At 38.5% G+C, this 17,549-nt stretch carries 14 protein-coding genes and 2 pseudogenes; 8 read left to right on the forward strand and 8 right to left on the reverse strand.

The features are described from left to right. From ABYD77_RS11580 to ABYD77_RS11595, 4 genes and pseudogenes are all read right to left on the reverse strand, one after another. Positions 1-474, reverse strand: a pseudogene (locus ABYD77_RS11580) (WYL domain-containing protein); the annotation flags it as partial. A gap of 230 nt (positions 475-704) precedes the next feature. After that, positions 705-3,836 carry an SNF2-related protein gene (locus tag ABYD77_RS11585; protein ID WP_372770017.1) on the reverse strand — a complete coding sequence of 1,044 codons (3,132 nt, stop codon included), beginning with the start codon at positions 3,834-3,836 and terminating at the stop codon, positions 705-707. Positions 3,837-4,007: 171 nt separating this feature from the next. Beyond that, entirely contained in the window at positions 4,008-4,976 is a 969-nt protein-coding gene (locus ABYD77_RS11590) for a ParB N-terminal domain-containing protein (RefSeq protein ID WP_372770019.1), read from the reverse strand. A 13-nt stretch (positions 4,977-4,989) separates the two neighbouring features. After that, entirely contained in the window at positions 4,990-6,225 is a 1,236-nt protein-coding gene (locus ABYD77_RS11595) for an AAA family ATPase (protein WP_372770021.1), read from the reverse strand. A gap of 856 nt (positions 6,226-7,081) precedes the next feature. Here ABYD77_RS11595 and ABYD77_RS11600 point away from each other — a divergent pair. After that, entirely contained in the window at positions 7,082-8,299 is a 1,218-nt protein-coding gene (locus ABYD77_RS11600; protein ID WP_274760339.1) for a replication protein A, read from the forward strand. Positions 8,300-8,305: 6 nt separating this feature from the next. Here the strand turns inward: ABYD77_RS11600 and ABYD77_RS11605 are convergent, their stop codons facing one another. Beyond that, a complete protein-coding gene (locus ABYD77_RS11605; protein WP_372770023.1) occupies positions 8,306-9,169 on the reverse strand; it encodes a DNA replication terminus site-binding protein in 864 nt (287 codons plus the stop codon). A 119-nt stretch (positions 9,170-9,288) separates the two neighbouring features. Between ABYD77_RS11605 and ABYD77_RS11610 the strand changes: the two genes are divergently transcribed. The 4 genes from ABYD77_RS11610 (at position 9,289) to ABYD77_RS11625 (ending at position 13,412) form a co-directional block, all read left to right on the forward strand. Next, positions 9,289-10,272: a FecCD family ABC transporter permease gene (locus ABYD77_RS11610; protein ID WP_372770025.1), complete on the forward strand. Its 984-nt coding sequence runs from the start codon at positions 9,289-9,291 to the stop codon at positions 10,270-10,272. Continuing rightward, positions 10,272-11,051, forward strand: coding sequence for an ATP-binding cassette domain-containing protein (locus ABYD77_RS11615; RefSeq protein ID WP_372770027.1), 780 nt, complete (start codon positions 10,272-10,274; stop codon positions 11,049-11,051). The genes ABYD77_RS11610 and ABYD77_RS11615 overlap by 1 nt, the downstream gene beginning before the upstream one ends. A 76-nt stretch (positions 11,052-11,127) precedes the next feature. Continuing rightward, entirely contained in the window at positions 11,128-12,477 is a 1,350-nt protein-coding gene (locus ABYD77_RS11620) for a class II 3-deoxy-7-phosphoheptulonate synthase (RefSeq protein ID WP_372770029.1), read from the forward strand. Positions 12,478-12,674: 197 nt separating this feature from the next. After that, entirely contained in the window at positions 12,675-13,412 is a 738-nt protein-coding gene (locus ABYD77_RS11625; protein ID WP_372770031.1) for a substrate-binding periplasmic protein, read from the forward strand. Here ABYD77_RS11625 and ABYD77_RS11630 read toward each other — a convergent pair. Together ABYD77_RS11630 and ABYD77_RS11635 are read right to left on the reverse strand one after the other, a co-directional pair. Further along, complete coding sequence (locus ABYD77_RS11630) at positions 13,402-14,211, reverse strand: sterol desaturase family protein (RefSeq protein WP_372770033.1); 810 nt, start codon at positions 14,209-14,211, stop codon at positions 13,402-13,404. The two genes, ABYD77_RS11625 and ABYD77_RS11630, sit on opposite strands and share 11 nt — an antisense overlap. After that, positions 14,198-14,626, reverse strand: coding sequence for an SRPBCC family protein (locus ABYD77_RS11635; RefSeq protein ID WP_372770035.1), 429 nt, complete (start codon positions 14,624-14,626; stop codon positions 14,198-14,200). The genes ABYD77_RS11630 and ABYD77_RS11635 overlap by 14 nt, the downstream gene beginning before the upstream one ends. A 100-nt stretch (positions 14,627-14,726) precedes the next feature. Between ABYD77_RS11635 and ABYD77_RS11640 the strand changes: the two genes are divergently transcribed. Beyond that, the gene (locus ABYD77_RS11640) at positions 14,727-15,689 is read left to right on the forward strand and encodes an AraC family transcriptional regulator ligand-binding domain-containing protein (RefSeq protein WP_372770037.1); all 963 of its coding nucleotides are present in this window, start codon (positions 14,727-14,729) and stop codon (positions 15,687-15,689) included. Between the two features lie 3 nt (positions 15,690-15,692). Here ABYD77_RS11640 and ABYD77_RS11645 read toward each other — a convergent pair whose 3' ends face one another. After that, positions 15,693-16,394 (reverse strand): hypothetical protein, encoded by a 702-nt coding sequence (locus tag ABYD77_RS11645; RefSeq protein WP_372770039.1) that lies wholly within the window; start codon positions 16,392-16,394, stop codon positions 15,693-15,695. A 154-nt stretch (positions 16,395-16,548) separates the two neighbouring features. On the opposite strand from ABYD77_RS11645, the gene ABYD77_RS11650 reads away from it, so the two are divergent. Together ABYD77_RS11650 and ABYD77_RS11655 are read left to right on the forward strand one after the other, a co-directional pair. Then, positions 16,549-17,238 (forward strand): ABC transporter ATP-binding protein, encoded by a 690-nt coding sequence (locus ABYD77_RS11650; RefSeq protein WP_372770041.1) that lies wholly within the window; start codon positions 16,549-16,551, stop codon positions 17,236-17,238. Next, positions 17,229-17,549, forward strand: a pseudogene (locus ABYD77_RS11655) (permease); the annotation flags it as partial. The gene ABYD77_RS11650 and the pseudogene ABYD77_RS11655, both read left to right, overlap by 10 nt.

Consider the following 17,549-nt stretch of genomic DNA (forward strand, 5'->3'; position numbering starts at 1 on the left):
AAACGCACGTACATGATAACGCGTACCATCATAAACTAAGCTATGAGGTTGAATTATGCGGTCTTCAAACTCAGGGCTAGACAGCGAAATATAACCAATATCTAAACGTAATTGGTAACGGATCGCTTGTAAAATTGGCCTTACAAGTTGTGGGCTAATATTACGATGTACTTGCGGTAAGGTTTCAACTAGTGAAGTAACCGCTTGGTTTGATTGTAAATTAAAGAGCGCATGGTAGGTTGAAAACGCAAAATCAATAAATTGTGGTGTGAAATTTGGCTTGGCAATATGTGCACGCTGCTGGCTAATAAATTCAAACCCCGTAGGATTGAGCAACTTGTACTCTGATATATACTTTTGCGCCGTGGGACGACTTGTTTCAAAATAATCCATTAATTGACGGGCATTCAATTTACCTTCCCACAGTAACAATGCTTCAATTACCTGATAGCGTTTTATATCTTCCCAACGCATGAATATGCCTTACAAATGCAATTTTTATTATTTGCAGTTATTTTGACGTGCTAAAAAGAAAAAAGCCAGACACATTATGTAATGTATCTGGCCAAAAAATTACTAACTTAGTAATCAACGGGAAATCTACTAATCCAGGGATGGATTTAGACAACAACAGCAATTCATCATGTTATCTGTATTAATAGACTAGCCGTTTTCAGTTAAGTTCAAATTTATTTTAAAAAAGTTTACGATCCTATTAATTGCAGCAGATCTTGCTCACTAAAATCAGAGAAACCATGGCTATGACTATCAAAAAAGCGCTCAGCTAACGCGGCCTTTTCTTGCTGCATACGCTGCACTTTTTCTTCAATGCTGTTTTGACAAATCAACTTATACACAAATACAGGTTTATCTTGCCCAATGCGATAGGCTCTGTCTGTTGCTTGGCGCTCAACTGCTGGGTTCCACCAAGGATCATAATGAATAACGGTGTCAGCAGCTGTTAAATTAAGCCCTGTGCCGCCAGCTTTTAGGCTGATTAAAAATACACTGACTTCACCTTGTTGAAACTTATCAATGGCTTTTTGGCGATGACGGGTTTGCCCCGTTAATAAGCTGTAGCCTATGCCTATTTCATTAAGTTTTTGCTCAATCAGTGACAACATACTGGTAAATTGGCTAAAAATAATGACTTTTCGCCCTTCTTTTAGCATTTCAGGCAAGGTATCGGCTAAATAGTTTAGCTTAGCGCTATTAATTGCTTCTTCAGGGTCGGTCGACTTATTAATTAGTCGCGGATCGCAACAAATTTGTCTAAGTTTTAACAGTGACTCTAAAAACAGTAACTTACTAGCTTGTTGTTCACCCGCTTCAAAAATCGACTTCACCTTAGATTCAATTTGTTCACTGACTTTTTGATACAAGGTTTTTTGGCTATCGCACAGCTCAATTACTTTAACCATTTCAGATTTTGCTGGTAATTCTTTTGCCACTTCCGCTTTGGTACGCCTAAGTACATAACCCGCAATAATATCGTTCAATTGCTCAGCACGATACGCATTGTTTTCTTTTTCAATTGGTTGCTGAAAATGATTTTTAAAATAAGCCGTACTGCCAAGTAACCCAGGCATGGCAAAATCAAACAGTGATTTGAGCTCTGAGAGGTTATTTTCCACCGGTGTACCACTTAAGCATAAATGGAAATCACCTTTCAGCGCTTTGGCAAATCGCGACACTTTAGATTGATAATTTTTAATGGTTTGCGCTTCATCCAAAATAATATTACCGAAGTGCATTTGCATATAATGCTCGTGATCGCGAAGCAGTAATGGGAAGCTTGTGATGACCACATCTGCAGTGGCGGCTTTAGCCAACAACTTTTTACGGTTTGCTCCCTGTACCGCAACCAATTTTAAATCAGGCGTAAATTTTTCAGATTCTATCAGCCAGTTATTAACCAAACTGGTTGGGCAAATAATTAAGCTTGGTCCAGCGTTGCGTTTCGCTTCTTTTTGGCTTAGCAAGAAGCTTAGTACCTGGATTGTCTTACCTAAGCCCATATCATCAGCCAGAATGCCACCTAGACCGTGTTTTTCTAAAAATTGTAACCAAGCCAAGCCTTTTAGCTGATAATCGCGTAGCGTAGCATTAAGGCCCTTAGGTAAATTAGCCGTTAAACTATTTTCACTGTGTTTTAAGTAAAATAACTCGGCTAATTGCTTATCTTCAATGGAAAATAGCGTGCTTTCGCACATGCGTAGCAAAGTTAGTGCAGACAGCGGCAAGGTAAAGCGTTTTGGCCAACGCTTTTCACCATAGTATTGATCAATTACATGTTTTAAATTAAGCGCATCATCGCGACTAACCACAAGCCAACGATCTTGGTGATAATTGATGTAATAACCTTTGTTGGCCTTGTTATTAATTAACGCGGCTTTTTCACGTAATAAATTAAAATCTAATACCAGCTGATCAACTGAAAAATTTATATCTACTTGCAGTTTGTTATTAGCCACGCGTGATAAATGCGCCACTAATTTCGCATCCGTTGGCATCTCCAACTGCATAGTTGGCTCACTCACTTTCCATAAATGACTTTTAAGCTCGTTGCATATTTCATTGATAAACCAGTGCCATTGCACTTGGTTTTCATTGGATGGTGGAAAACGGAAATAACGAATATTGGCATCGCTGGAAATAAGTTCCAAACCATAGTTATTAAGCTGATTAATGCAGGTGTTTTCAAATGCGCTATTGTGCACTGTAGTTTTATAATTAAAGCTCAGTGCCAAAGTAGGTAATTCATCCACTAACTCAAAGCGTAAACAGGGCTGTGGCGTGGTGGATTGACTATCACTATCGACCAAATACGGCACAAATCCAAAGCCATATAACCCATTGAGCTTATCTTGTGCTTGTGCATAACTGCTTTTTTCAACCGCAGGCATCGTCAGCAATAAACTCATTTCATCGCTGGCAAGGCTAGTATCAATTTCACCCACTTGTTTCGTTTCAAGATCAACAAAATACGGCGGTGTGGTTGGCACTAATACCCAATTATGGTGCTCATTAATGCTGAGTTTAAGTTCGGCACCAAGATCATTCTCTTGCCAGTCAATCGCCAGTGGTTCTTTGTGGATCAAACTAAGTGGTGTGCGCTCATCGCCCCAAAAACATCGTTTTGTTTCAACGAGTTTAGCAAGCGCTAATGCGCCCCATTCCCCGGTTAGATTAAGTTTGCCTAAAGTATTTTGTGAACGGATCCAACTAAATAAACGAAAGTCTTTTTCGTCGAGATCTTTTGGCGTCACTTGTGAAGACAACTGCTTAGCAGTTAATGCACGACCTAACCCATAGTTATTTTCACTGCGAGGGGCAATTTTTGGCAATAACGCAATGTCATCACCATTTTTCTCTAAACTAAACAGCAAAACATTGTCGGCTTGGTTTTCAGACTTAGATTTCAATGCTTCTAAGCGGGTAAACCAATCGTGCAGCAAGTAGTTTTTGCCAAATTCGCCAGAGTGCTCAGTTTTAAGAGACAAGAATACCGCCGCAATATGCTCACATTTTTGTCCTAACCGACATGAACACGAGGTAGTTACTTGTGGTTGGCCATTACGTTGTTTAATCGTTGCTTGCGGGTAAAAGGTTTCGCCTTGCTGATTGGCAACTTCACCATTAATCGATTTAAAGCCTTCACTTGCTTCTCGCCAAAGTACTAGCTCATGACTTAAGTAGTCTTTTGCTTTTGTGAACACAGCTGGCTTAAAAAAACGTTTTAAGAACGACTCAGTTAAAGGGAAACTAGTCTGTTCTTCGTTTTTAATTTCATCAAACAATGCGAGTAAATCGTTTTTTGACAAGCGCTGTGACATATCGGGGCTATAAAAAATCAATAATTCTGCCAGTATATGGGTATTTACTCGGGCAGCAAAGCGAATTCTGGCGATTTATGACGAATTTATGATATTGATTAGGCTGTGGTTAAAAAATGATAATAGAAAGCGCATTTACTGGGCTGCAAATGCACTTTTAAAGAGAAAGTGCTAGTTAAAGTTAGCAAGTAACTTGGTTAATTGCTCCATGCGCTTGTCGGTAAGTACGCGATTATCAATTTTGATAACAACATCACCACTTTTTTCATGTTTTTGCGCGCTAATGTAACTGTTACCCATATCAATTACTTGACGAGTTGCACTTTGAGTTGGCTCTGAGTAAGTAAGTTCACGGGTAATCGCAAGTGCCGTTTTATCATCCGTATCGAGAGTAAGCTCTATTAAACGCTGTTTAACGTCATCTACTTTTGCGGCAAATTGCTCCGCGTCTTTCTCACGTGCTTCAATTAGCTTTTTAGCAACTTCTCGGCCCACATGATTTGCCGTTGGGTAAAGAGATAAAACTTCTTGCGGTAATTTTTCATATGCTTTTAATGCATCAGCAATCGCGGTATGTGACACACCTTCAATTTCAGCAAGTTCACGGTATGAGCCTTTGCGACCTTGATCAATTAGATCTTGCTTAGTTTGCGCATACGCTTGACCAAGCTCCCATAAACTAGGTGCAATGTATTGATCCGATGAAACTGCTAAGATTTTTGCATCTTCATCAGTGAAATCTGGTGAGCTTAATACCAAATAGTCACTGCCTGCGATCATACATGCTTTACGACGACGAGAACCAGCAAGAACAACTTCTTGATCGCCCTGTTGCCAGCAAAGCGCAGGGTGTTGGTTACGACCATCATTTTTAATGCTGGTGATAATATCTGACACTGATTTTTCATTTAACAGAGCTTGCACACGGCGGTTTTTACCGTACACATTAGTAGTGTGTGCAATTTCCTGATTTTTAATAAGTTTGCAGTAAAGCTTAATTTCACGATTAGGATCTGAAGGTGCTGGCATGGTGATCTGATCACCGGCCTTCGCATTTTCTAATAAAGCATCTAAACTGCTCGATTCCACTGCCGTTGCAAAGGGATCGATTCGAGTATCATTTTTACGTTTTTTTGCCATTGTTAAACCTAAATTAAGCTGTTTCTAACTGACATTGTGTTGAAGACCAATTTGAACGGATCAACATTTCCAGTTCATCGACCACATCCTTGATATTTTCTTGCGATTTAATAAGCGACTCGCGACTGGCTAAACTATCGGATGTTTTTTGATCGAAAATAGTATTAAAAGACGAAGAACTCGCAGTAATTGCAGAGCTGTGATTAATTGGGTAACTCATAACTTGACGACCAAAGGCGCTACGCACATCTTTTACGATATCGCGCTGCGAGTGGTTACCTTTCACATAGTTAGTGACCAAGAACTGCATAAAGTCCCAGCCATTATGACCAAGTGCAGCTACCGTATGGTAAATTTCACCTAGGCGTTTTAAATATTTATTATTTGCATCAAAATCAACTGCTTCAGGGTGTACAGGTATTAGCATTGCAGTTGATGCCATTAATGCGTTGTAAAACATGAAATTTAAAGATGGTGCAGTATCAATCAAAATAATATCAAATTGATCTTCTACTGGCTTAATCACTTTATCGAGCAGTTTGTGGTAATGCTGTGATACTTCGTATCCTTTACCTTCTTTTAACTGTGTTGCAGTTTCGTGCTCAAAATAAAAGTCATCCATACCTGAAGGTAAAAAGCGAATATTTGGAATATGGGTTGTAACAAATGCACTTGAAACCACATCTTGCCAAGTTTCACCGTCTTCTAAATCAATACAATCACGCATTAAATCACCCACAGTAATTGGATCAGGCTCTGCTGGTGGGAAGAAACTTGTTGATGATCCTTGTGGGTCAAGGTCGATAATACCAATGCGGTAACGTTTGATATTAGTTGTTGCAAGTGCAGCAGCAATATTTACTAAACTGGTTGTTTTACCGCAACCACCTTTTAGTGAATTAACTACAATTACCTGTAATTTATCATCTGGTGCACGGTTATCGGCAGGAATGCCCATTATATCCGCCATCTGATAAATATTACTTAATGTGTAAGCATAATGACCATTTGCACCTTTTTTAATATCGAGGTGATCAAAGTCTCCTTGGTCATGACGGCGTTTAAGCGTACGGTTATTACACCCAAGCAAATCTGCAGCTGCTTTTTGGGTATATGTTCTTAATTCTTTTTCATCTGACTTTATATGTGCGCGATAATGCTGAATACGTCCTTCTAAGGATTCTTCTGCTACCTTTGCTGTTGCTTTTAAAAGCTTATAGGTGCTTAACGCATTTTGAGTGATTGTCATAGCTAAACCTTAACACTTACGTTTATTATGCAAATGTCCATTAAATTTGCTGTTTTCACTATTCTATGACGACATCGATTTAATTAAAAGAAAAAAATAGCCTTTTATTACATTATTACTTTGCTAAGGTATAAAAGATAAGTTTAAAGGTGGTTAAATACTAAGGTATTTAAGGTTAGAGCTGTGAATAGTCTATTTAACTACTTGTAAAATATAATTTTATTATTTTTTTCTGGATCTCATTTATACTTGGTAAAGATCCGTTTTATATCTACTATGAGATCAGCCTTTTACTGAGTGTTTTTTATATTCACCGTTAATGTACAGTTTATGCACAGCACAATTCACAAAAAAGACCGTTTAGATCAGTTTTTTACTAAGGTAATCCATTGAAATTGAATACAATTTTAACAAGTGTCGAAGATCGTGTTAATTAAGATCGGATCCTAACTTGGTTGAGATCAGATCCGTACTAATTCGATCTTGAGTTATCCACATTCAGTCTTTTGATCACCTATTTTTACTGGCTCAGAACCATTTTTTACTAACTGAAGGGCTGTTTTGGTAAAAAAAACGAGATTTATACTAATAAATCGGCCTTTGAGTTGGTAAAATATCGTTCTGAAAACGCTTTGTTAGTAAAAAATTGATCTCAGTACGTCAAAATCTGATTTGTCAGTACACTTTTTACACTATTCAATTGCGAAAATGTCGTTTTATTTATTTTAAGTTGGTAAAAATTTGATCTGGGCAAAAAAATAAAGGCCGGATCATAATTTTACTAACTAATTTAATTAACTTTAGTAATGATCTGTGATGATATTAACAGATAATAATAATTTAGATGGGAACTTGAATGTCTAACAAAGTAAATATCTCGGTTGAGAATTTGCCAGATACCTTACGTGGTCAGATCCACGGCGTTGAAAGCGCTGTTGATAATGAGAATTTGGCATTATTTACCGATAATAAAGATGTTCGTGTTCCTGTTGAAAATGCTCGCCACGATTTACGCGCTTATTCTAACACTTTCAACCATTACGATCTTTGGGGTCGTTTTGTGCGCTCTGGGCATAAAAAACTGCCAGTTGAAGAAGCGCCGGGAAGAACCATTGTAACGCGCCGTATTTCAGAGCGAATTGATGGTATTCAATATGAAGGTGAACTGAAAATTACGCCTGCTGTTGTAAGTACCAAGCAGCAAGGTGAAGAAAAAGAATTTTTAGTCTGGCCATCTGATCGCGAAGAGAAGGTTGAGCGTGCGCTGATCCGCTTGGCATCAAAAGGTAAAATTGTAAAGATCAATTTTAAATCGGGTATTCAATACGCGGTTGTATTTTCAATGAATGAACTAGCGCAAGAGCTTAAAAGCGTTGGTCAATCAATGCCTTACCCTCAAATTAAAGAAGCATTAGAAGCACTTCAAGGCTCTAAACTGAGCTTTAAATACTCCGCAAAAGACACCAAAAATACAGATGTTGATGATTCGTTCTATGAGTCAAATATGAACTTTTTATCGTCTTTACATTTTAGCGGTAAGAAAGGGCAGGGCGGCAACATAAAGTGTGTTGCTTGTTTAAATGCTTTTGTACATAACATGATTGATAACCTTGAATATAAAGGGTATTACTTCAACCGTGCGCAAGAATTAAAACGTGGTTTATCACGTTGGATGATGCTGCGTTTGTATCATTTATGGCGTTATGCAGCACCTGGCAAAACCCATCACTTCCGTTTACTTTCAATTATGGAAAAATACGGTTCTATTACGGGTGATGAAGAAATTACTGAAAATAAACTGAAAGCGTTGCGCCGTGATATGACGACAACGATGAAAGATCTTATCAGTAAAGGCGTAATTTCAGATTATACCATCGATAATGTGAAAGAAGATAAGACAGGCAAGATCATCGATTACGTTTATGAAATGTTCCCAACAGATGATTTCTGTGAAGAAATGCTTAGCTTGAATAAACAAAAGAAACGCTTAGAAATCCAAAGTGGTAAACGTTTAGCCGATGATGCCATTGTGATTGATAACGAAGAAGATATTGTTCAAATTGTTGAAGATTAATCTCTTCTAAGGTGTTTCTAAGAAAAGTCGCTCAATTAAATAGCGGCTTTTTTTTTGCCTAGCGTCTGCTTTTTTCGCGTAATTTTTCAGTTGTCCGACTTTTTCTGTTTGTTCTGCGTTAAATAAAATAAAGGGTAGCGCAGCGCTTACATGGTAGCGATCACTTGCACTAAAGCGCACATTTACTTGCGGAGATACACGAATTGGACGACGAATACGTAATTTGTGATCATCGCTTAGGTTGATAATTCGCTGTTTTTCCTTTTCAAGCATCACATTCCAAGCGGCTTTATCCTCAGTTATTAAGGGCTTTTGGCTTTGATTATTTTGGAGAAATGCCAATGCTTGCTTTACGTTTAAATGCTGAATGGAATGTTTATGCATCCAGGTAAAACGCAGCGAATATGCTGGTCGTTTCTCAAAAAAGAGCTGTCTGTAGAACGCTAAGGTAATTAAGTTTGGAATAGCACTGTGCACCAGTTCAAAGCGTGCATCTTTGGTTTTTTCTGACAGTACGATCTGCTTAGAAGCGTGTTTTTCTGCATTGATCGCTAAAATTAACGCTTCTATTTTTTGATCAACGCCTTTGATGCCAATTACCGCAGGGTGGCGCGTCAGTAATTTTCCACTAAAACGTGGTTGCTTAAACCAATCATTATATGCGCTTAAACAAAGGTTGAGCGCTTCCATTTCTTTAAATGGTTGCACTTCAATATTCGTTGGCGGGCTATGGTGCGCTTCTTCTTTTATTTTTGGCAGTAAGTAATAGTGGCAAAACTCAAGATCAGCATTTTTCAACGCCTCTTGTAGCTCGGCAACTAATTGGTTACAGGTGTCGAAATGGGCGCGCAATAGAAAGCGTTTATTCATTAAAAGCACGTTAATTTGGTTTCTATGCTATTGATAGTATTGGTAGCAGGTGCCAAGAACAAGCTTTATGGCTGATTTTCTGATATAAATACACTATTACAAATTAGTTTTCATGTTAAATGAGCAAACAGGCCATTTTTACCTATGGTATGGGATTACTGGTGGTTTTATTGAGTCTTTTTGTGGGACTTAATGGCGGTAAAAACATACTTCCTTGGCATTTAAATGAGATAGACAAAGTTATCTTATTCGATTTACGCATGCCTAAAATTATTACCGCGATCACCGTTGGCATGTGCTTAGCCATCGCGGGTCATCTTTTTCAATTGTTATTGGCAAACCCCCTTGCAGAGCCTAGTTTATTAGGTATTTCGGGAATAGCGTCGCTGTCTGTGATTCTCGGCGCTGCAGGGCTCATATCAGCATCCTTTGATTTTAGTGTGTTTTACATGTTTTTATTTGCCCTGTGCGGTGCGGCACTGGCGATAAGTTTGATCTTCTTTATTGCAAAGAAATTAGGTAGCTTCGCTAGTTTAGCGATTATTTTAGCGGGTATTTGTATTACAACGATCACCTCGGCGATATCAAGTTGGTTTATTTTTTATTCAAATAATGATCAGTTGCGGGTGTTTAGTGTTTGGATGTTAGGTAGCTTTGAACACGTTACCGTTAAAAGTGCTGTTGTGATGTTGCTAGCAACCTTAACAATTACATGGTTTTTAAAGCGTCGCAGCCGTTTACTTAATTTTGTTTATTTAGGCGATCGCACTGCCACGTTACACGGTGTTAATGTTAAACGCCTTCGCATTGAGTGCTTATCTGTGGCTGCATTATTAACGGCCATTGCAGTATCGCTGGGTGGCATTGTTGCTTTTGTTGGGTTGTTAGTACCGCATGCTTGTCGAATGATGTTTGGAAATAATAATAAGTACTTACTTACAAAGCTGTGTTTTGTTGGCGCAGCAGTAATGGTGTTTATTGAATTTCTTTCCCGTTCATTTGTTAGTACTAACTTACCGCTTGCGCTTGTAAGTGCAAGCCTTGGTGGCCCACTCTTTATTTGGGTATTGTTTAAACATTTTGCCCATCGGGGGCAAATGTAATGACAGCGCAAGTATGTTTGAACATTGTAAATCTCAACGTAACGCCTTATTTGGGTTTTACGGTTGGTATCGCTAATTTGCAATTAATGCCGGGGTTTTATCATTTACTTGGCGCTAACGGCGCTGGTAAATCAACGTTACTCGATTGTATCGCGGGCCTTTATTGCGAAACTTATGATGCGCTTTCGATTGCAAATGACGTGTATTCATCACTTTCTTTACAACAATTAGCGCGTCGCCGCGCTTATTTAACGCAGCAAAACCAAGCCCATTTTGCGATAACCGGTTATGAAATGCTGGCGATTTGTTTTGATAGAGATAAAGAGCATCTGAAAAAAACGTTAAATCACCATCCAGTGATTAGTGGACTTGAAGTGGAAAGCTTACTGGAAAAACCGCTGCAGTTTTTATCTGGTGGTGAAAGGCAGCGCTGTTATTTATGCGTTGCTTTATTAGGCTGTGATGAACTATTAAAACCAGAAGCGTCACTTTTATTATTGGATGAACCGTTTACTGGCTTAGATATAAAACATACTTTGTGGCTGGTGAATTATTTACAGCAAATAAGTGAGCGAATTTGTGTTTTAGCATCCCATCACGAAGTGAATTTTGCACTAAAATCGCAAAACCCTTGTTTATTAATGAAAAATGGTTCGCTAATCGGCGAATTTAAAGCAGGGCGAGATATTAAAAATACGCATCTTGTTGATTGTTTTGGGCTCAATTCGGCGCAAATAAGTTATGAAAATAATGCTTATTACCAAATATCATGGAACTAGATAAATTATCACTTGAAATTTAATTCTAGCCCTGTAAATTCGGAACTGAGGTTATATTGGAATGAGGAAAAATGAAGTGAACCCTTGGAGCCCGAATAGTTGGAGAGATTTCCCTATTCAACAACAGCCGAATTACAGAGACGCTGAACAATTATCAAACGTAGAAGCACAACTTAACTCAGCACCGCCTTTAGTGTTTGCTGAAGAAACACGTAGCTTATTTAAATATTTAGAAAATGTGTGTGAAGGTAAAGCCTTCTTACTTCAAGGTGGTGATTGCGCAGAGAGCTTTTCTGAGTTTAATGCGGCGAGCATTCGCGATACCTTTAAAACACTAATGCAGATGGCTGTGGTTTTAACTTATGGTGGTAAATGCCCTGTTGTTAAAATTGCACGTGTTGCAGGTCAATATGCTAAGCCACGTTCAGCTGATTTAGAAACTATTGATGGCGTGAGTTTACCGTCTTATCGTGGTGATATTGTAAATAGCTTTGAATTTACTGAAGAAGCGCGAATTCCTGATCCACAGCGTTTAATGCAAGCATACCATCATAGTGCTGCAACGCTTAACCTACTGCGTGCATTTGCACAAGGTGGTTTAGCGGATTTACACCAAGTAAACCGTTGGAATATGAGCTTTGTTGCGGCTAATCCACTGAAAAACAAATACCAAGAACTTGCGGATCGCATTCAAGATGCACTGCAGTTTATGGAAGTGTGTGGTATTACGTCGAGTAACTCTGCAAACATTCGTGAAACAGAGTTGTTTACGTCGCACGAAGCATTATTGCTTGGTTACGAAGAAGCGCTAACGCGTCGCGACCATTTATCTGGCGACTGGTATGACTGTTCAGCACACTTTGTGTGGATTGGTGAGCGTACGCGTCAACTTGATCATGCACACATTGAATTCTTCCGTGGTATTAAAAACCCAATCGGCGTAAAAGTGGGCCCAGGTATGGATCCGGATGATTTAATTCGTTTAATTGATGCGGTAAACCCTGATAATATTCCAGGTCGTTTAACCTTAATTACACGTATGGGTGCTGATGTATTACCTGAAAAATTGCCTGCGCTTGTACGAAAAGTACAACAAGAAGGTCGTAAGGTGATTTGGAGTTCAGATCCAATGCACGGCAATACTGAAAAAGCGAGTAATGGTTATAAAACACGCAGTTTTGATAACATTATGCGCGAAATTAGCCAGTTCTTTGCTGTTCATAAAGCCGAAGGTACATACCCAGGAGGTATTCACTTAGAGATGACAGGCCAGCACGTAACTGAGTGTACAGGTGGTGCATATGGTTTATGTGAAGAAGATCTAGCACAGCGTTATCGTACGCAGTGCGATCCGCGCTTAAATGCAGATCAAGTATTAGAGCTTGGCTTCCTAGTAGCAGATTTACTTAAAGATGCGCGAAAATAAACGCTAAACCAAATAATATTGGTAAATGAAAAGGCCTACATATAGGCCTTTTTTTGTGTCTAGAAGATCGTAACTGCCTTTATTCTCATTTAATTAACAGAGTAACATTTGAAATGTACTGCCTAATTTGAACTAAACTATAGGTAGCCATTTCAGAGCAATCATTTTGCTTATAATTTTAATGCTGGGAGGCATTTTTGAAAGGGTATTTTATCGTGCTGTTGAGTTTGGTTTGCATACCACTCTTTGCAGAGCAAAATAGTTTACGTTACAACTTTTCAGGCTCAAGTAATTGGGTGCCTTACTATATGCAAGATAAGGGAATGCCCGGGATCTTACCAGAGTTAATCCCACTCATTTTAAAACATGCTGATATTACAGGCATTGAAGTAAAGTTGCCTCCAAAAAGAAGCAACCAAGCAATAGAAGAGGGTGAGATTGATTTCGATGCGGTGTGTGCTGAATGGTTTCCAAACCAATTTGTTGGTGCAGATTTTGTTCTTTCAAAACCCTTAATTACCATTAAAGAGTATTTTGTAGGGTTAGCCGATTCGAGTAAAACCGCTCATTTAGATCATCATAATATTGGTACTGTTTTAGGCTATTATTATTATGATGACAGTGACTATAATCGTGTGGATTTTCGCTCAGAGCGAGAACTAATATTGGCACTTAAAAAAGCCCGTGTTTCTCGTATTTTAATTGGTGATCTCACCGCAAACTATTGGGCTAAAGAATACGACGTGGAACTTCAATTTCAAAAACTACATACCCAAGGGTTATTACGTATTCGTTTAAATAAACAAAAGCAGCATTTATTACCGCGTATAAATGCTGCTATTGATAAACTCTATAGCCAAGGCGTTATCAGTAAAATTATTGATAAGTACACCCGTTTATATGGCAAAGATGAGCTTAATCCCACTAATGGCTAGGGTAGCCAAATAACACGCTTAGCTTTTGCTTAAAGCCGTTTGCTGTTTTTAATTTCTCCTTCAATACAAATACTTGTCTAAAGTTAGTACTTAGTGGATTATCTTTTGGAAGTTCACCAATAATCCCGTATTTGATGGTAATCGACTTATCTTCTGGCGCGAACGTGCCAAATAACTTATCCCAAATAATCAGTACACCTGCGTAGTTTTTATCAATATAAGGTTTATTAGTCGCATGATGAATACGGTGATGGGTCGGTGTATTAAATACTTTTTCAAACCAGCCTAAATGACCAATCACTTGTGTGTGCACAAAAAATTGATACGCTAAATTAATTGCTACAATGGCAAAAACTAAACTGGGTGAAAAGCCCATTAATATCATAGGCAACCAGAATAACCACATACCGACAATTGGGTACAACACACTTTGCCTAAATGCCGTAGTAAAGTTCATATGCGTTGAACTGTGGTGCACCACATGGGCGAGCCAAAACCAATGAATATTGTGTGATGCGCGATGAAACCAGTAATACAAGAAGTCTTGCAATATAAAACCAAATACCAATGAGGTTACTGTAAGTTTGATATCAAACATTGCAAATTGATGAAGCCAGTTAAAAATAGGCAAAAGTAACAGCAAAATAATCGCATCTGCCCCTTGGTGTAAAAGCGCAAGTGCGGTGTTGTTTATGCTGTCTTTAACATTGTAATGTTTACGTGCCTTAATAAACTCCAAAACAACGCAGATAATAAACACGGGGCTTAACCCCAATAGAATGAGTTCAACGGGGATCATACATAGCTCCTAAATTATCTAGGCAATTACGAATGTCTTTAGCAAGTACTTTACGCAATATAAAACGCGGTAAATACCAAGGTGATTGGCATGTTATACAATAGCTGACAGTGGTGTTATGCTTTTGAGTCTGAAAAGAAATAACCCCTAAATGATTCTTAACGGGGAAGTCATTTAAAACGCGATAACGAATTTCCTTTTCATTTGCTGCGATAATTTCTTCTAAAAACGACACACCAAAAATGGATATTTTCCTAATACAGCCCTTACCTCCTAAAGGTTCACCATCGTCTTGCTCTTTAATCACTGCAAATTTGGCATTAAAAAATTGATCCAAATTAGGGTGATCAATCAACTTAGTAAAAATTTGATCTGGCGTTGCCTTAATTGCTTTTTGATAGTTAACAGAAATCATAAACGCTATGTGCTAATCACGACTTTTAGCAGCATAATTTGACTTTGCTTGTATATCTTGCGCTAATACGACATAGTTTTTGTTATTTTACGACAAAGTGATGGCATCGGTTTCAACTGCATATGTGCAAAGTGTAATAAGCTACTTAACGGACTTAGGAATAACGCCACCAGCAATGGGATGTGATGAAAATGCAGAGCGTATTGCGATGGATCATTACATTGATTTGCTTAGTTTAGGTGAAGCGTTAAGTGGGCAAAATTTATTTGGTTTTGAGCTGGGAAAACGCATTCAGGCAAAAGATTATGGGGTATTAGGTTACCTTGTTGAAAGTTGTGAAAACTTGTCGCAAGCGATTGATGCACTGATACGCTTTGACTCGCTGGTGGCCGATATTGGTGAAACACATGTTCACCCTTTAGAAAATCAAGTACAGCTTGATTGGGTTCCCAAAAGTACCAATTGCAAACAGATGGTGCTGAGAAATACCACCGCCTGGATTGCAACGGTGCGAAAAATTTTAGGTGAAACCTATAAACCCGACGAAATCACTTTTGCATTTGATCTAACGTCAGATGAGCTAACGATTCTGAGCGATTGGTTTAATTGTAAGGTGATCATTCGAGCTACAAAGAACAGTATTATTTTTTCAAAAGCGTTACTGTCAATCCCCTTTACAAGTGAAAACAAAGCGATGTTTAGGGCGTTAATTGAAGTATCAGAAAACGAACTACAAGCGCGTAATACGCATAGTAATATCAAAGAACAAGTGGCGTTGTTGTTAAAAGCAAAAGCGAGTTTACGCCAATGTGATCAAACACGGATCGCGGCAGCGCTTTTTATTAGTCCAAGAACGCTGCAGCGAAAGTTAAAGCAGCAGGACACCTCATTTACAGAGCTATTAACTCTAGAGCGTCAATCACGAGTCGATTTTTTACTAACTCAGTACAGTATTGCAGAAACAGCCTTTGAGCTTGGTTTTCAAGAACAATCTTCATTTACTCATGCCTTTAAAAAGTGGCGCGGCATTACGCCACTTAAGCACCAACAAATGTTACGCTAAACGTTAAGGTTGCAAGCGTTGGTAATCCGAGAAGGTATCTGTTGATTGCTCCTCAATTTTAGTAAAAAAGGCAAATGTGCCTTTCATCGTCATTGTGTTGTGCTTTGGCAAAATACTTATGTCGCGTTTAATAAATGCCAGTTGAATATTGAAGTCGGTAATCTTGGCGCTAAATATCGGTGAAAACGGAGCAGTATTTTCGATTTCAATTAACTCTATGTATTTGCTTCCTTTATTATATGAAAGCTTCCCGACGAGTTGGTTACTTGCTTTTTTACCTAACTTTTTTAAATTCACATCAAAATTTAAATAAAGATAATCGTTATCTTCATTTTGAAAACTAAGCGACTCTTGGTTGATTAATTCGCGTAATTGTATTGAGATATTAACGCCTTCTTTTTGCTTTTCTTTCTTTTGTAAAAACGCTTTTTGCTGTGCTTCGCTCGGTATTTTTTCATTGGTTTTCAGCAAATGCCATGTTTTGCTATTGGCATTAAATTGCTCGAGGCTGGTGGTGATATAGCCTTCTTCATTTTCATAACGCGCTACTTGATATGACCATTGTTCTCTCGGTGTTTTTTCAAATTGGGTAATCGCGTCATTTATTAATACTTGGTAATCCGTACGTTCGGTTGTTGAATGTGCCGCGGCATTTACTTTTATAATGGATAAGGTAATAACCGCAATTAGTATTTTTCTAAACATAACAAGTCTCAAAGTTTTGTAATTTTACAGATACGCTAGCAAACACCATGTGAAAGCTTTGTGAAGAGGATTTTTATGTTTTAAATCGTCTTCACATCTATTTCACATCCGCCCCTTTAAGCTAGTCTCACATTCAATTTTTGTGAGCCAAATTATGAATAACTACATTGAGTTAAAAAATTTAAGTCAGTCATTTAAAACAAATGATGAAAAAATCACGCTTTTTGAATCGTTAAATATGACGATTCAACAAGGAAGATCTTACGCTATTACTGGTCCCTCTGGAGCTGGTAAGTCAAGCTTGTTGATGTTGGCATCTGGACTCGAAATACCCTCTAGTGGTGCTGTGAAGTATGTTGAGAATGATAAGCGCATCTCATTAGATGCCATCAGAGAGCAGGTGGGGTTTATCTTTCAGCAATTTCATTTACTGCCCGAGCTCACCGCACTTAACAATGTTGCTTTGCCATTAAAGTTACGAGGCGATAAACAAGCAATGAGCAAAGCTGCCCATTGGCTTGAAAAAGTTGGGTTAAGTCATCGCAAAGATCACAAACCCAGCCAGTTAAGTGGTGGTGAACAACAACGTGTTGCAATTGCGCGAGCATTAGTATTTGAACCAAAATTTATTTTTGCCGATGAACCAACGGGCAACTTAGATCCTAAAAGCGCACAAGAGGTTGCGACACACCTAGTTAATTGCTGCAAAGAAAACAATGCAAGCTTAATAATAGTAACCCACAGTCTCGAGTTAGCAGGGTATGCAGAGCATGTGTATCATTTAGCAAACGGCACATTACCGAAAGTCTCTTCAGAAGAGCAGGAGGCTGTGGCATGTTACTAACAAACTTAAAATTGGCTTGGCAATTTTATTGGCAAGACTACAAGAGTAACCACCAGCGTTTATTGCGTTGGGTCTACAGTTTATTGTTGTTGTTTATTATTACCTTAACGCTGACAAGTAATAGCATTCAAAACTATCTAGAGCAAAATCTAAATGGCCTATTAGGCGCTGATGTGGTGATAAGTCAAAAACAAGCGCTTAATGACACACAGTTTACACGCGTAAACCAAATCGCATCCAAGGTGGTGGTGACACAGCAAATTAACACCACGCTTACCCATAACGGGCAGTATCAACAGGCTCAGTTAAAA

The sequence above is a fragment of the Pseudoalteromonas sp. genome, from assembly GCF_041629635.1.
Classification (GTDB): Bacteria; Pseudomonadota; Gammaproteobacteria; order Enterobacterales; family Alteromonadaceae; genus Pseudoalteromonas.

Excerpts from the sequence above, each read along its gene's own strand:
- ABYD77_RS11585 (WP_372770017.1), bottom strand. The coding sequence starts at position 3,836 with ATGTCACAGCGCTTGTCAAAAAACGATTTACTCGCATTGTTTGATGAA.
- ABYD77_RS11590 (WP_372770019.1), bottom strand. The coding sequence starts at position 4,976 with ATGGCAAAAAAACGTAAAAATGATACTCGAATCGATCCCTTTGCAACG.
- ABYD77_RS11595 (WP_372770021.1), bottom strand. The coding sequence starts at position 6,225 with ATGACAATCACTCAAAATGCGTTAAGCACCTATAAGCTTTTAAAAGCA.
- ABYD77_RS11600 (WP_274760339.1), top strand. The coding sequence starts at position 7,082 with ATGTCTAACAAAGTAAATATCTCGGTTGAGAATTTGCCAGATACCTTA.
- ABYD77_RS11605 (WP_372770023.1), bottom strand. The coding sequence starts at position 9,169 with ATGAATAAACGCTTTCTATTGCGCGCCCATTTCGACACCTGTAACCAA.
- ABYD77_RS11610 (WP_372770025.1), top strand. The coding sequence starts at position 9,289 with ATGAGCAAACAGGCCATTTTTACCTATGGTATGGGATTACTGGTGGTT.
- ABYD77_RS11615 (WP_372770027.1), top strand. The coding sequence starts at position 10,272 with ATGACAGCGCAAGTATGTTTGAACATTGTAAATCTCAACGTAACGCCT.
- ABYD77_RS11630 (WP_372770033.1), bottom strand. The coding sequence starts at position 14,211 with ATGATCCCCGTTGAACTCATTCTATTGGGGTTAAGCCCCGTGTTTATT.
- ABYD77_RS11635 (WP_372770035.1), bottom strand. The coding sequence starts at position 14,626 with ATGATTTCTGTTAACTATCAAAAAGCAATTAAGGCAACGCCAGATCAA.
- ABYD77_RS11640 (WP_372770037.1), top strand. The coding sequence starts at position 14,727 with ATGGCATCGGTTTCAACTGCATATGTGCAAAGTGTAATAAGCTACTTA.
- ABYD77_RS11645 (WP_372770039.1), bottom strand. The coding sequence starts at position 16,394 with ATGTTTAGAAAAATACTAATTGCGGTTATTACCTTATCCATTATAAAA.
- ABYD77_RS11650 (WP_372770041.1), top strand. The coding sequence starts at position 16,549 with ATGAATAACTACATTGAGTTAAAAAATTTAAGTCAGTCATTTAAAACA.